Origin of the sequence: Hymenobacter chitinivorans DSM 11115, from assembly GCF_002797555.1 — a bacterium.
Classification (GTDB): Bacteria; Bacteroidota; Bacteroidia; order Cytophagales; family Hymenobacteraceae; genus Hymenobacter; species Hymenobacter chitinivorans.
This window is the reverse complement of sequence record NZ_PGFA01000001.1, coordinates 636,662-650,976: the sequence shown is the minus strand read 5'-3', so window position 1 is coordinate 650,976 and position 14,315 is coordinate 636,662. Positions and strand designations below refer to the sequence as shown.

The 14,315-nt window shown below is 57.6% G+C and carries 14 protein-coding genes; 10 read left to right on the top strand and 4 right to left on the bottom strand.

Annotated features, from left to right (window positions below):
* Positions 1–2: 2 nt before the first annotated feature.
* Complete coding sequence (gene aroB / locus CLV45_RS02595) at positions 3–1,049, bottom strand: 3-dehydroquinate synthase (protein WP_100334836.1); 1,047 nt, start codon at positions 1,047–1,049, stop codon at positions 3–5.
* Between the two features lie 120 nt (positions 1,050–1,169).
* Between aroB and CLV45_RS02590 the strand changes: the two genes are divergently transcribed.
* Positions 1,170–1,607: a hypothetical protein gene (locus CLV45_RS02590; protein WP_100334835.1), complete on the top strand. Its 438-nt coding sequence runs from the start codon at positions 1,170–1,172 to the stop codon at positions 1,605–1,607.
* Between the two features lie 7 nt (positions 1,608–1,614).
* Here CLV45_RS02590 and CLV45_RS02585 read toward each other — a convergent pair whose 3' ends face one another.
* On the bottom strand, positions 1,615–2,712 hold the full coding sequence (locus CLV45_RS02585; RefSeq protein WP_100334834.1) for a bifunctional 3-deoxy-7-phosphoheptulonate synthase/chorismate mutase type II: 1,098 nt from the start codon (positions 2,710–2,712) through the stop codon (positions 1,615–1,617).
* Positions 2,713–2,887: 175 nt separating this feature from the next.
* Here CLV45_RS02585 and CLV45_RS02580 point away from each other — a divergent pair, with 175 nt between their 5' ends.
* From CLV45_RS02580 to lysS, 6 genes are all read left to right on the top strand, one after another.
* Entirely contained in the window at positions 2,888–4,078 is a 1,191-nt protein-coding gene (locus CLV45_RS02580) for a proline dehydrogenase family protein (RefSeq protein WP_100334833.1), read from the top strand.
* Positions 4,079–4,216: 138 nt separating this feature from the next.
* Positions 4,217–4,561: a hypothetical protein gene (locus tag CLV45_RS02575; RefSeq protein WP_317045089.1), complete on the top strand. Its 345-nt coding sequence runs from the start codon at positions 4,217–4,219 to the stop codon at positions 4,559–4,561.
* Positions 4,562–4,757: 196 nt separating this feature from the next.
* On the top strand, positions 4,758–5,579 hold the full coding sequence (locus CLV45_RS25575) for a hypothetical protein (protein ID WP_394338473.1): 822 nt from the start codon (positions 4,758–4,760) through the stop codon (positions 5,577–5,579).
* A gap of 345 nt (positions 5,580–5,924) precedes the next feature.
* Positions 5,925–8,066 carry a carboxy terminal-processing peptidase gene (locus CLV45_RS02565; RefSeq protein ID WP_100334831.1) on the top strand — a complete coding sequence of 714 codons (2,142 nt, stop codon included), beginning with the start codon at positions 5,925–5,927 and terminating at the stop codon, positions 8,064–8,066.
* 242 nt (positions 8,067–8,308) lie between these two features.
* Positions 8,309–9,349, top strand: a complete 1,041-nt coding sequence (locus tag CLV45_RS02560) for a hypothetical protein (protein ID WP_100334830.1) — start codon at positions 8,309–8,311, stop codon at positions 9,347–9,349.
* A gap of 253 nt (positions 9,350–9,602) precedes the next feature.
* A complete protein-coding gene (gene lysS, locus CLV45_RS02555; RefSeq protein WP_100334829.1) occupies positions 9,603–11,165 on the top strand; it encodes a lysine--tRNA ligase in 1,563 nt (520 codons plus the stop codon).
* Between the two features lie 932 nt (positions 11,166–12,097).
* Here lysS and CLV45_RS02550 read toward each other — a convergent pair.
* Both CLV45_RS02550 and CLV45_RS25530 read right to left on the bottom strand, forming a co-directional pair.
* Entirely contained in the window at positions 12,098–12,478 is a 381-nt protein-coding gene (locus CLV45_RS02550) for a YtxH domain-containing protein (protein ID WP_100334828.1), read from the bottom strand.
* A gap of 161 nt (positions 12,479–12,639) precedes the next feature.
* Complete coding sequence (locus CLV45_RS25530; RefSeq protein WP_100334827.1) at positions 12,640–13,074, bottom strand: YtxH domain-containing protein; 435 nt, start codon at positions 13,072–13,074, stop codon at positions 12,640–12,642.
* Positions 13,075–13,368: 294 nt separating this feature from the next.
* On the opposite strand from CLV45_RS25530, the gene CLV45_RS02540 reads away from it, so the two are divergent.
* The 3 genes from CLV45_RS02540 to CLV45_RS02530 all read left to right on the top strand — a co-directional run bounded on the left by CLV45_RS02540 (position 13,369) and on the right by CLV45_RS02530 (position 14,309).
* On the top strand, positions 13,369–13,572 hold the full coding sequence (locus CLV45_RS02540; RefSeq protein ID WP_245882851.1) for a Kazal-type serine protease inhibitor domain-containing protein: 204 nt from the start codon (positions 13,369–13,371) through the stop codon (positions 13,570–13,572).
* 21 nt (positions 13,573–13,593) lie between these two features.
* A complete protein-coding gene (locus tag CLV45_RS02535; protein ID WP_100334825.1) occupies positions 13,594–13,962 on the top strand; it encodes a cupin domain-containing protein in 369 nt (122 codons plus the stop codon).
* 74 nt (positions 13,963–14,036) lie between these two features.
* Positions 14,037–14,309, top strand: coding sequence for a Kazal-type serine protease inhibitor family protein (locus CLV45_RS02530; protein WP_100334824.1), 273 nt, complete (start codon positions 14,037–14,039; stop codon positions 14,307–14,309).
* Positions 14,310–14,315: the final 6 nt, after the last annotated feature.

The following is a 14,315-nucleotide window of genomic DNA, read 5'->3' as shown; positions in this document are numbered from 1 at the left end:
CGCTACAGCCGATGATAGTACCGCAGCGACTCGGCTATTTCGGCCAGGGTCACGGGCTGGTCGTACACGGCCTTGCCAATACCCTGCAACAAGGTGCAATTGATGGTCGAGCCGCTGTTTTTCTTGTCCTGCAGGGCCAGTTGGGCAATGGCGTCGGTTTCCATAGTCACAAACTGCACTTTATCAAAGACCGAGAACAGGAAGGTTTCAATGCGGTCCAGCTCAGCTTCACTCAGCAGTCCTTTCTGCACCGACAGCCAGCTCTCGCAAATCATGCCGGCTGCTACGGCCTCGCCGTGCAGAATCTCCCGGCCCGGCTGCACCAGCAGGTAGCTTTCCAGGGCGTGGCCCACGGTATGGCCAAAGTTGAGCACTTTGCGCAGCCCCGATTCCAGCGGGTCGGCCTCCACGATGCGCTGCTTGGTGGCCACCGAATCCCGGATAATGGGGCTCCAATCGGTTACCAGTACGCCTTCCTGACGCTGGGTAGCCCAGGCGTCGGCGTCGGCAATCAGCCAGTGCTTGACAACTTCGGCGTAGCCCGATTTGAGTTGCCGCTCATCCAGGGTTTGCAGGAACTGCGGAGCAATGAACACGGCGGCCGGCTCCTGAAACACGCCAATCTGGTTTTTGAAGCCCTGAAAGTCGACCCCGGTTTTGCCACCCACGCTGGCGTCGACCTGGGCCAGGAGCGTGGTGGGCACCTGGATAAAGCGGATGCCGCGCTTGTAGGTAGCCGCGCAAAAACCACCCAGATCCGTAACCACGCCCCCGCCCAGGTTGACAACCACCGCAAACCGGTCGGCCGACTTCTCCGTCAGCGCGCACCACACCGTGTCGCAGCTGGCCAGGGTTTTGTACTCCTCGCCCGCCGGAATTTCAAGCAGCGTGTGTGCGGGCAGGTAAGGCTCCAGCACCGGGTAGCAGTGCCGCACCGTGTTGCTGTCGGCTACTACAAAAACCTGGCTTACGGCTTTCTGCTGCAGCATTTCGGCCAGTTCAGCCAATACGTGAGGCCCGATTGCAACCAAACTGTTCAATTTTTTCATTGTTAAACAAAAATTAATTCGCGTGGATACGCGGATTAAGTCAAAATAAAATTACTTTGGTGCAAATATTCGTTAGTATCTGCATTAGACGAGGAAGGTAACAACAACTTTACTACCCCCATGAAAGCTTTTTACTCCGCTTGGTTCTACACCTGTGCCTTGTTGGCTACCAGTTCAGCTTGCAGCCGCGACTCCGTGCCGACGATGGAAGACCAGCTGGTCGGGCGTTGGGAATGGGTGCAAAGCGCCAACCCCACGGCCGCTACCCCAGCCACTACCGGCCACACCGTCGAGGTAGAATTCGACCGGCGGGGACGGGCGCGCTTTTTCCAGGATGGAGCCATGATTGGCGCGGCCAAGTTTCGCCTCAAAGTAGTGGGCAACGGCTGGCGCAAAGACCAAAACCTGATTATCTACCGCGGCTACCGCAGCCAGCAGTTTTACACGGTTTCGGGCAACAAGCTCATCCTCCAGGATTCGGAAAACGGCAAGGGCGGCAATATTTACTATAAAGGCAAGCACTCCAGCCACTACGGCGAGCTGGCCGGCAAGCCCTAAGCCCGGCCTACTCCGGGCGCTGCAAGATTTCGGTTTGCTTGCGGATGCTTTCCAGGTGAATCAGCTTGTAGAGCTCGGCCACGAACTTCTCGTTGACGCGCAGCTGTTCGGCCCACTGCAGGCGAGTGGCGTAAATCTCATTCCACCGGTCGAGCTGCAGAATCTTGACGTTGTTTTCCTTTTTATACTCGGCCAGCTCTTCTACCAGCGACATGCGCCGGGCCAGGGCTTCCACGATTTCGCGGTCGGCCACGTCCATTTTGTGGCGCAGCTCCTCGGCTTTGTTCAAATAGTCGGCATTGTCGCTGGACCGGTAGCGGTATTTTAGCTCCGCCAGGATTTCCCCCAGCCGCTGGGGCGTCACTTGCTGCTCGGCATCACTCCAGGCGTGGTCTGGGTCGGGGTGGGTTTCTATCATCAGCCCGTCGTAATCCAGGTCCAGGGCCTTCTGGGCAATGGGCAGCAGCAAGTCGCGCTTTCCCCCGATGTGGCTGGGGTCACAGATCAGCGGCAGGTGGGGAAACCGGGTTTTTAACTCAATGGCCAGCTGCCAAGTGGGCGCGTTGCGGTAGCGCGAGGGCGCAAACGTGCTGAAGCCGCGGTGAATAGCGGCCAGCTGGGTGATGCCCGCCCGCTCCAACCGCTCCAGGGCTCCGGCCCACAAGGCCACGTCGGGGTTCACCGGATTCTTCACCATCACCGGCACGTTGGTTCCGGCCAGGGCATCGGCCAGTTCCTGCACTGCAAAGGGGTTGACCGTGGTGCGGGCCCCAATCCAGAGCACGTCTACGCCGTAAGCCAGGGCGTCTTCCACGTGCCGGGGCGTGGCTACCTCTACCGTCACGGGCAGGCCTACCTCCTCTTTTACCCGTCGCAGCCAGTTCAGGCCCCCTACTCCGACGCCTTCAAAGGAGCCCGGCCGGGTGCGGGGCTTCCAGATTCCAGCCCGAAACAGGTCGATTTTGCCCAGAGCTTTCAGGTCGCGGGCAGTGGTCAGGACCTGCTCTTCGGTTTCGGCGCTGCAAGGTCCCGCTATCAGCAGCGGCTGCCCTTTGGCGGCCAGTAGCCGGGTGAAGAAGGTTTCGGAGGTAATTGCGCTTTCCATAGAAGGAGTAAAAAAGAAAGAATAAGCGGAACTGCTCCGCTTGCGCCCACAGTGGCTATAACCGGAAAAAGGCGGGACTCTAGGGTAACTAAGCGGCCCGAAACGATGTTTAACGGCTATCTTCGCCCCGCCAAACCGGCCTTTCCCATTAGCCCGCCCAAAGCTAGCCACCCGCATGCCAGTAACCCAATCTCCGCCCATTTCCTTTACCGACACGGCCGTTGCCTTCGCCTCCAAATCGGACCTCGAGCTGCGCAAAATGTACGGCCTGTTTGCCGCTATGAACAACAACACCCTGGTCAAGACCGGGGGCGGCCTGATGAAAACGGCCCTGAAGTGGAATCTGCCGGTGAAGTTTCTGATCAAGAAAACCATCTTCGAGCAGTTCTGCGGCGGCGAAACCATCCGGGAGTGCCTACCGGTGATTGAGGAGCTGGGCCGCTACAACATCGGCACTATTCTCGACTACTCGGTGGAAGGTGAAGGCAACGACAAAAGCTTCGACCACACCCGCGACGAAATTCTGGCCACCATCGACCTGGCCCACCGCTCGACCCACATTCCGTTTTCGGTGTTTAAAGTCACCGGCGTGGCCGACAGCGCCCTGCTGGAAAAAGTGCAGAGCGGCAAAGCCCTGACGGCTGCCGAGCAAACCAGCTACGACCGCGCCAAAGCCCGCGTGGATGCCATTTGCGCCCGCGCCCACCAGTATGGCGTCCGGGTATTTGTGGATGCCGAGGAAAGCTGGTTCCAGGATACGATTGATAACCTGGCCTACGAGATGATGACTAAGTACAACCGCGAGTCGGCCATCGTCTGGAACACCTACCAGCTCTACCGCCACGACCGGCTCGAAGCCATTCAGCAGGCCTACGCGGCGGCTGTGCAGGGCAATTACTACCTGGGCGGCAAACTCGTGCGCGGGGCCTACATGGAAAAGGAAGGCCGCGTGGCCACCCAGCGGGGCTATAAGAACCCCATCAACCCCACTAAGGACGCCACCGACCAGCTCTACGACGAGGCCCTGCGATACTGCGTAACCCACGCCGACCGGATCAGCATCTGCGCCGGTACCCACAACGAGGCCAGCTCCTTACTGCTGACCGAACTCATGCACGAGGCCAACCTGCGTCCCGGCGACCCGCGCATCTGGTTTGCCCAGCTCTACGGCATGAGCGACAACCTTACCTACAACCTGGCCAACGCGGGCTACAACACGGCCAAATACGTGCCCTACGGCCCCGTGGAGTCGGTGATGCCCTACCTGCTGCGGCGGGCCGACGAAAACACGGCCATTGCGGGCCAGAGTAGCCGCGAGTTCCTGCTAATTCAAAAAGAAATAGCGCGCCGCAAGGCTCAAAAATAGGATTTTCCCTCCCCGGCACAGTTTTGGCTAGCGGCGGCCCACAACTCAGAAACGTTAATTCTGGGTTGTGGGCCTTTTTTGTTACTTTCAGCACCCATTTCGCTCCCTACCCAAATGATCGGCCGAGTTCGTAGCCATTTGATCCGTTTTGCCCGTCATCAGGTGGGCACCACCAGCTACCTCAATCTGGTACAAGAAGCCGAGCTCGGTTTCAATCTGGATATTTCCCATGAGAAAGCCCGTTTGAACGAGCTGCTGGCCGAGATTTCGGAAAATGAGTACCAAGCGGGCCGCCCGATTCTGAGTTGCCTGGTAAAAGTGGAAGGCTCCAAAGGGCAAGGCGACAATTTCTATAAGCTCTGCGAACGGCTCGGGCTGGGTGAGTGGCGCACGCTCAAACAGGATCCGGAGTTTCTAAAGACCCTGCGGCGCGACTGCCGCACCTTCTGGAACGACCCGGCCAACTACGAGCAGTTCGCCTAATAGAGGCGGTTATTGGGCGTTAGATAGGTTTTTTAACAAAAAACGGTGGCCAGCTCTTGACTGGTAACAGATTTTTTGTAACCCCTCGTGGAAAGCTCACGTTAAGAACCCCGAAGCTGAAGCACATGCTACTTCCCAGTAGCTTTTCTTCAACTACTCCTTAACTATTCCTTTCCCCACTCAACAACCTACTCTAATGAACAGCAACGAATCGCTCAACCCGCAAAATACTGGTACTGGTGCTGGCGCCAATTATGGCACGTCGAACAATGCTACGGGCATGGGCAACAGCTCCAGCTCGAGCAACGAAAACACCAGCTATAACGCCGGTACGGGTGCTACTTCTTCTAATGTTGGCGGCGACGACTATAGTGCAACGGCTAAAGGTGCTGCAGTTGCCGGCACGGCTGGTGCCGTAGTAGGTCGCGGCATTGATGCCGTACAGAATGCTACCGACGAAGCGGCCCACGCCGTAACCGGCCAGCCTTATCAGAATACCTCGGGCCCGAACATGCTGACCAGCTCGTTCCGTGACCGTGACAGTGCCGAGCGTGCTTACCAGTCGCTCTCCTCGCGTGGCTACGGCAAAGACGACGTGAACCTGCTGATGTCGGACGAGACGCGCAAGACGCACTTCGGTGACAACACGGCCCACACGGACCTCGGTGACAAAGCTATGGAAGGTGCTGGCGTAGGCTCGGCCATCGGTGGCACGGCTGGTGCCGTAATTGGTGCCATTGCTGCCATCGGTACTTCGGTAGCACTGCCCGGCCTGGGTCTCGTAATTGCTGGTCCTATCGCCGCCGCTCTGGCCGGTGCCGGTGCCGGTGGCCTGACGGGTGGCCTGGTAGGCGCTCTGGTAGGCTCGGGTATCCCCGAAGAGCACGCCGCTGAATACGAAAGCGACATCAAGAACGGTGGTATTGTGATGGGTGTAAAACCCCGCAACGCCGAAGATGCTCAGTACTTCGAAGACGAATTCCGTCGCAGCAACGGCGACCGGGTACGTCGCTACTAAGCTTCCGGGTACGCCCGACAGCTTTTGCTAAAAAAGGCCTCCTACCTCGTGTGGGAGGCCTTTTTATTTTGTCATTCGGTCAACTTTTTTCTCCCCGGACTTCGTATATCCTTGTACTCACTGTCTCAGTAGGGCTTCAGAAAATACCAGGAGCTTCACATAAGCCAACGTAGCGGAACGTGGTGCAACCCTCTTGGTGAAAATTTCACCCTTAGCATTGAAAGTTCGGGCCGGGCACTTATTGTAGTTGTCTGCGCGTTTTGGGTTAAAGCCGCCAGTGTGACGGGTTCCTGGGTTCGGAACGGCTTTTGTTTACATTTGATTTTCCATCTCATTCTGATTTCCATGTCTTCCCCCCGACTGAAAATAGGCCTGTATGCCTCGTTGGTGCTGGCGGTCTTCGTGCTGGCTTCCTATAAGCTGTACCGGCGCAATGATGCTAGTCCACCCCAAAAAGATGAGGTGCTGATTAAAGCCATGCTGCAGGGGCTCAGTGCCGCCCACTACCAACCCGAAAAGGTTGACGACAACTTCTCCAAACGGGTATTCGACCTCTACCTCAAGCGCCTCGACTATAACAAGAAGTTCTTGCTGCAGTCGGATGTAGCCCAGCTGCGCAAATACCAAAACGACATCGACGACCAAGTGCGCCGGGGTACCCACGAGTTCCTTGACCTGAGCACCAAGCTCATGGATCAGCGGACCAAAGAAATTCAGGCCCTGTACCGCGACATTCTGGCCAAGCCCTTCGACTTCACTAAAGATGAGTCGTTTGAGACGGAGGCCGACAAGATGGTCTTTGCCGCCGATGCTGCCGCTCAGCGCGAAGAATGGCGCAAATATCTGAAGTACCAAACCCTGATTCGGGTGTCGGAAATGATGGACGAGCAGAAAAAGAAGAAGGATAAGCCGTTGGCCTCCACTTCCGCTCAGCCCTCGGCCGTTACAACTTCCGAGCCTATGCGCACACCTGCTGAAATGGAAGCTGAAGCCCGTAAGCGGGTGCTCAAGTACTTCGATGAGCAGTTCAAAGACCTGGCTCAGACCGATGCCAACGAGCGGCTGGCCGTGTACGCCAACACCATTGCCAACACCTACGACCCCCACACCGAGTATTTCGCCCCGCGCGACAAGGAAAGCTTCGACGTAGCTATGACGGGCCGCTTCGAGGGTATTGGGGCCTCGCTGCAGGAAAAAGATGGCCAGATCAAAGTATCGGACGTTATTCCGGGCTCGGCTTCCTACCGCCAGGGTGAGCTTAAAGCCGGCGACATTATTCTGCGCGTAGCCCAGGGTGCGGCCGAGCCGGTTTCGGTGGAAGGCCTACGCCTGGACAAGGCCGTGGCCCTGATTAAGGGCAAGAAGGGCACGGAAGTGCGCCTGACGGTGAAAAAGCCCGACGCCAGCACGAAGATTATTTCCATCATCCGCGACGTAGTGGTGCTGAAAGAGACTTATGCCCAGTCGGCTACGATTCAGGAAAACGGTAAGAAAATCGGTTACCTGCGCCTGCCTACCTTCTACGCCGACTTCAATGACAACGGTGGGCGCAGCTCGGCCGAGGATGTGAAGAAGGAACTGGAGAAGCTGCGGCAGGAGAAAGTTGACGGTATCGTCTTTGACCTGCGCTCCAACGGCGGTGGCTCTTTGCAGGACGCCGTAGAAATGGCCGGCCTGTTTGTGGAAAGCGGCCCGGTGGTGCAGGTTCGTTCGCCACAGGGCGCCCCAAGCATCCTTAACGACCGTGACCCCCGCGTGCAGTACAGCGGCCCGCTGGTAGTACTGGTCAACAAGTTCAGCGCTTCGGCTTCCGAAATTCTGGCTGCCGCCATGCAGGACTACAAGCGCGGCGTGATTATGGGCGCCAATACGTACGGCAAAGGCACCGTGCAGCGCATCTTCGACCTTGACGATATGCTGGGTGACTTCGGCAGCCTGAAGCCTTTCGGCTCGCTCAAACTAACGACGCAGAAGTTCTACCGCATCAACGGGGGTTCGACCCAGTTCAAGGGCGTGGTGCCGGACATTGCCTTGCCCGACGCGTACAGCTACCTCGACCAGGGCGAAAAAGAGTCGGATTACCCGCTGAAGTGGGATGAGATTACGCCCGCTCGCTACAAGCCCTGGAGCGGGGCCCCGGCCGTCGATAAGCTTCGCACGGCCAGCCAGGCCCGCGTGGCCAGCAGCCCCAGCTTCAAGCTGATGAACGAAATGGTGCAGCGCATGCGCAAGCGCAAAGACGACACGATGGTTTCGCTAAAGCTCACTGCCTTCCGGGCGGAGCAGGAGCAGGCCAAAGCAGAATCGGAAAAGTATGAGGCCGTGCAGAAAGCGGCTCAGCCCCTGGCAATTGCGCCGTTGGCCGTGGATGTGCGCCAGCTTGGCACCGACACGGTAGAAGTAAACCGGGCTGGTCGTTTCACCAAGAATCTGAAGAACGACATTACCCTGCGCGAAGCCGTAGCCGTAATCAAAGACCAGCTGTAAGCCTTGCTTCAGCTACTGAAGAAGCCTCCGCGTCAGTGACGCGGAGGCTTCTTTTTTGCCCAAACAATAAAACCCAATATCATTAGCAAATCGACCTTTTAAACAATCCCTTCACCTTACCAGATAATCCTCTTATTTTTCATCACAATCATTTGTATTTCAGTCATATATAAGCCCGTTGATAATTGCGAATAATTTTAGTAAATATGCAACTAATACTAGCCTCTAGCGGTTTACTAAGCATGACAACGACAACTGAGAACAACATCCTTCCGCTCGTCACGGACGAGCAAAAGCAAGCCGAGGAAACCTGGCGCAAGTCTATTCCGGCCCAGGTGTTTCTCAACTACTTCTTTGCCATCAATTATCATATTCAGGAGAATGATGACGCAACGGGTGGCTTGCAGAACCTCCCCTTCTTCCGGGCCCACGAGGCCGAGTTGACGGAAGTCGACATTCAGGCTATCGGCAAGCTGTTGCAGGCCTGCTGGAGCACGGAGTATGCCCTGCGCGCCACGGCCGAGCTGGGCGACGAAGAATATCTGCGCAACGCCCTGCACTGGACTTTCCCCCAGGCCTACCACACTATCTTGTCGGGTTTGCAGGCTTTTCTCTACACGGCCGGGGTGCGGTCCAACAACCCTTCCCTGATTCGGCGGGAGGTGGGCCGCTTGGTGGTGCGTAACGCCTACCCGCGGCCGGTGTCATTCTACGCCGCCGGGGCTTACGGTGACTTCAGCATTCACCGCCTGCCGCTGGCCGGTTACAAGCCGGGCCTGCACATTGCGGGCAAGGAAATCGAGGCCCAGGCTCAGATTGGCCAGTTTCTGCGCACCACGCGCAAGATGAAGGCTCAGCTTACCCGCCAGCAGGTGCAAGCTAACCCCAACACGGCTATCCGCAGCCAGAAGACGGGCAAGGTGCTCGATAAGTGGACCGCCTCGCACTGGCAGCAGATTACCTGGCGCCTGGGCTACACCACCATCTTCGACTTGCTGGGCCGTCTGCGCATTTCCCAGACCAGCCGGGAGATTGAGCGCTACGTGGAAGCCGAAATTGACTTTAAGCTCTTCCACCAGTCGCTGCTCAACATTGTGAGCTACCTCAATGGCATTCACGAGAGCTACATTGCCAAGGCCATGGGCCTAGAGCGTTACCAGCAGCTGGTGCGCGAGCTGCCCAAGCACCTGCAGAATAACTTTGTGGTTGAGCGCCTGCATACCCGCATTGAGCCCCTGCTCACGGGTCAGGAGCCGCAGCAGCCGATGGGTATTGCGGCCTAAGGTTTCCCGCTCTTGTACAGTGTACCTTACTACATATAGACCTAAGCGCCATTCCTTTGGGATGGCGCTTTTTGTTTGTCTAAGGACCGGCAGATTAACCGTAGGAAGACATCTTGCGTGGTGACGTTGTAATAGTAGCCTGATTACCATTGCACGAGAGATGTCTCGCTTTACTCGACAGGACGTTCTTTCAGACAGAGTGTAAAAATCTAGGTTTCAGACTACCTTTGCAGGCTTATAAACGACCATTCTCATGCAGCACCTCAGCGAACAGGAACAGATACGCCGCCAGAAGCTGGAGGAACTTCAGAAGCTCGGCATTGAACCGTATCCGTCCGAGCTATTCGATGTGAACTTCTACGCCCAGGAAATCCTCGACAACTACCACCCCGAGCTCAACAACTTCCAGGAAGTAAGCCTGGCGGGCCGGCTGATGTCGGTGCGGGTGAAGGGCAAGGCCTCGTTTGCCGAGCTGCAGGACGCATCGGGCCGCATTCAGCTCTACATCAACCGGGACGAAATCTGCCCCGGCGAAGACAAGGAGTTCTACAACACCGTGTTTAAGAAGCTGCTCGACCTGGGCGACTTTATCGGCGTGAAAGGCCGCGTGTTCGTCACGATGGTGGGCGAAACCTCAATTCACGTAACGGGCCTGACGGTGCTCAGCAAAAGCCTGCGCCCCCTGCCCGTGGTAAAAGAGCGGGTCGACGAAGCTACCGGCGAGAAAATAACCTACGATGCCTTCACCGACCCCGAGGCCCGCTACCGGCAGCGCTACGTGGACTTGGTGGTGAACCCACACGTGCGCGAAGCTTTCATCAAGCGCACCCAGCTGGTGCAGGCCATGCGCAACTACCTCAACGACAAAGGCTACCTGGAAGTAGAAACCCCGATTCTGCAGCCCCTGTACGGCGGTGCGGCGGCCCGGCCCTTCAAGACCCACCACAACACGCTGGACATGACGCTCTACCTGCGCATTGCCAACGAGCTGTACCTCAAGCGCCTCATCGTGGGCGGCTTCGATGGAGTTTATGAATTCAGCAAGGACTTCCGCAACGAGGGCATGAGCCGGTTCCACAACCCGGAGTTTACCCAGATGGAGCTCTACGTGGCCTACAAGGACTACTACTGGATGATGGACCTGGTGGAGGAAATGGTGGAGCGCGTAGCCCTGGCCCTGCACGGCAAAACCGAAGTGCAGGTGGGTGAGAACCTCATCAACTTTCAGCGCCCCTGGAAGCGCTTCACGATGGCCGAGTCCATTGAGCACTTCACCGGCTTCAACATCGACGGCAAGAGCGAGGACGAGCTGCGCGCCGCCGCCAAGGAGCTCAAAGTGGGCCTCGACCCGAGCATGGGCAAAGCCAAAATCATCGACGAAATCTTCGGGGAGCACGTGGAGCCCAAGCTGATTCAGCCCACGTTCATTACCGACTACCCCGTGGAAATGTCGCCGCTGGCCAAGAAGCACCGCTCGAAGCCGGGTTTGGTGGAGCGGTTCGAGGCTATCTGCAACGGCAAGGAAATCTGCAACGCCTTCTCGGAGCTCAACGACCCCATCGACCAGCGCCAGCGCTTCGAGGACCAGCTGGAGCTGGGCAAGCGCGGCGACACCGAGGCCATGGTGCTCGACGAGGACTTCCTGCGGGCCCTGGAGTACGGCATGCCGCCCACGGCCGGCCTGGGCATCGGCATCGACCGGCTGAGCATGATCATGACCAACTCCAACTCGATTCAGGACGTGTTGTTCTTCCCCCAGATGAAGCCCGAGTACAGCAAGTCGGAAAACGCACCCAAGCCCGAGTCGGGCGAATAAGCTGCCCGAGTTCTGGCGGGCACCCTTAGAAACTTCGGGGGGCCTATCAGAACTCTGGCGGGCACCCGTGAAAACCTGGGGGTGCCTACCAGACCTGTGCCGGACTACCCGAGAAACTTCGGGTGGCCCGGCACAGTCGTTTTGGGCCGACCTAGAAACTTAGGATGGCCCGGCACAAGTATTCTGAAGCACCCTAGAAACTCGCGGTGGTCCAGAACACTTGTTCCGAGTCATCGAAGAAAGTTAGGGTGGTCCGGAACACCTGTTCCGAGGTACCCGAGAAACCTGGGGCGGCCCACTACACCTGTAGCGGTCTATTGGAAAAACCTACGGGGCTCCTACCCACCCAATGAATGGGCAAGGCATAAAACTCGAAAAGCCTCCTGCGTATAATCGCAGGAGGCTTTTCTTTTGATAACTAACTTATTGATGTCTTAACGGGATTCCTAAAAGAAGCTTACCACTGGTCCTGTACGATTTTGCTACCGGAGGTTTTGAATTTCTGGTAGAAGCTCTACAGCGGGCAATTTTGCTTTCAAGACAACCCAACTTCTTATAAGTCGGTTATGGTGTCTTTAACGGCCGGTCGGCAACAAGGTTACAAACCGGGCAAGAAAATTTATCAAATGGCTGCTACTGCTTGCCAAGGCTGTTTTTAGGCCGGTTCGGCAGGTCCTAAAAATCGAAAAGCCTCCCGCGTAATGTCGCGGGAGGCTTTTCTTAAGTACAACTTGCTTACCCTTCCAATCGGGAGGCAGCAAAGAAATGTGCGATGGACAAGTCTGATTTTGCTAGCGGCACATAAACCGTTTCCGCTAGAAGCTCCTACTGTCGGCAATTTTGCTTTACCGGTTTCTCCGACCTTCTTTCAAGCTCGTTGTAGTGTCTTTAACGGGGTAGCAACGGCAAGGTTACGGTCCGCCGAAAAAAAGTTAGAGCGTCCGGCCGTACTCGCTCGTGCCCGAGGCTTCGGGGTTGGTAGTTTCCTCGGCCGGGGCGCCGGGCGTATTGGCGGCCGTGGTGGCGTGGGAGCTGGTGCCGGTATCCTGGCTCATGGAGTTGAGCACGTCGTCGGCGGCGCTGCGGCTTTCGTCGCCGGCGTTGGTGGCAGCATCCCCGGTTTGGGCGGCGTTGATTTTGGCCAGGGAGTCCTTGAGCAGCTTGCCCAGGTCGTCGGTCCACTTCGAGGCCGACTTCTTCAGCCCGGAGCGGGTTTCCTCGCCGGTTTCGGGGGCCAGCAGCAGGCCCGCTACTACACCGGCGGTGGCACCCGCCAGCAGGGAAAGGATTATTTTACCATTGTTGTCTTTCATACTAGAAAAAGGTAGGCAGTGAGAAAAGGATAGTCAAGCGTGGGGCCCCGGGGCGGCGGCCTCGAAAATCTAAACGCGGATATATTCCGAAGGTTCTACAAAAAACGGCCTTGCTCCACGGTGGGAGCAAGGCCGTTTCAAAAGTTGAAAGCGCCAGGGGCTTACAGGTCGTTCAGCAGCTTGGTGATTTCACGCTTGCCTTTGCCGAGCTTGGCCTGCAGACGGCCCACGAGCTCATCGCCTTTGCCTTCGGTGTACTCCAGGTCTTCGTCGGTGAGCTGGGCGTACTGCTGCTTCAGCTTGCCTTTCGACTCATTCCAGTCGCCTTTCAGGTTCAGGCTGCTGCCTACGCCGGTGATGCCCAGATCTTCGAGCTTCTCCACGTAACCTTTGAATTTGGAGTCCAGCTCTTCGCCATATTTGGAGAGCTGCTCGCCCAGCGTGCCGCTGTATTTGGTAGCGGCGCTACGCAGGTTTTCACGGGTTGCTTTGCCTTTATCGGGGGCCATCAGCATACCGGCAATGATACCAGCGCCGGCACCGGCCAGAGCAGCCAAAAGGATTTTACCCGAGTTGTCTTCTTCGTGATACGACATGGTGTTAGGGAGAATGGGGTGAACAATTGAACAGTGGTGGTCGGACTAGTTCGTGCGGGTTAGGCAGTCAGGACAGGGCGGCATACGGAAAGTAAGCTCAGCCGCTCCGGGGCCAGTCTGCCTGCCTATACGAAGCCCAGCCGGCCGGGTTATGGACGCAAGCTAAAAATAGTCAAAGTAAAATATCTACTTCCCTGCGCCATATTTGCAGCCGCCTCGTTTTAGGGCATATTCACTTCTTACTTTCGCCTTATGTTCCGATCTGCTGCAGCCCTAGGGCTGTTTTTCTCGTTGATGGCCTGCCACCGCAGCTCGCCCGTAGCCAGTGCCCCGGCCTGCATCGACCCGGCCAAAGTGCGCCCCGACGCCGTGTGCACCATGCAGTACGACCCGGTGTGCGGCTGCGACGGCAAGACCTACTCCAACGCCTGCGTGGCCACCAATGCCGGCGTGACCTCCTTTACCAAGGGCGAGTGCCCGGCTTCCACGACCAAGTAACTAATCTCGCCCCCGCAGACTATGGCTGAAAAACGGTATTTCCGGCAGCAAAACCCCTTCCGCGTACCCACCACCGACGGCAAGCTCATTGAGGAGCACATTGGGCTGGCCAGCACCCAGACCGGGCAGTACAGCGTGGCCCACATGGTGGCCCCGCCCCAGTGGAGCGAGCCCCACCAGAACCCGCAGTTCGACGAAGTCACCATCGTGGTGCGGGGCCGGAAGCGGTTCGAGGTCGACGGCGACACGATAGAGCTGGGCGCCGGCGAGTCGTTGCTGATCAAGGCTGGGGCCCGGGTGCGCTACTCCAACCCCTTCGACGCCGAGTGCGAGTACTGGTCGATCTGCGTGCCGGCCTTTTCGCCCGACACGGTGCACCGGGAAGAATAAGGGTGGGCCACGCAACCTTCCAGCCCCGGCGGGACTCCTGGGGAAAAACACCCGTTCACCTATTCCTCAGCCCCATGAAACGCACTTTACTGTTCCTGAGCCTGGCAGCAGGCCTGCTCACGGCCTGCCAGCGCACCGAAGTAGAACCAGCACCCGAACCCGCCATCTGCCCGATTGGCCCGTTGGAATGCATTGACCCGACCCGAATTAACCTGAATGCGGGCTGTACGGCGCAATATGACCCGGTATGCGGCTGCGACGGCAAAACCTACTCCAATGCCTGCGTGGCCGATAATGCCGGGGTGCGTTTCTATACCAAGGGAGCCTGCGCTACCAAAGCCAACTAGCCGGCC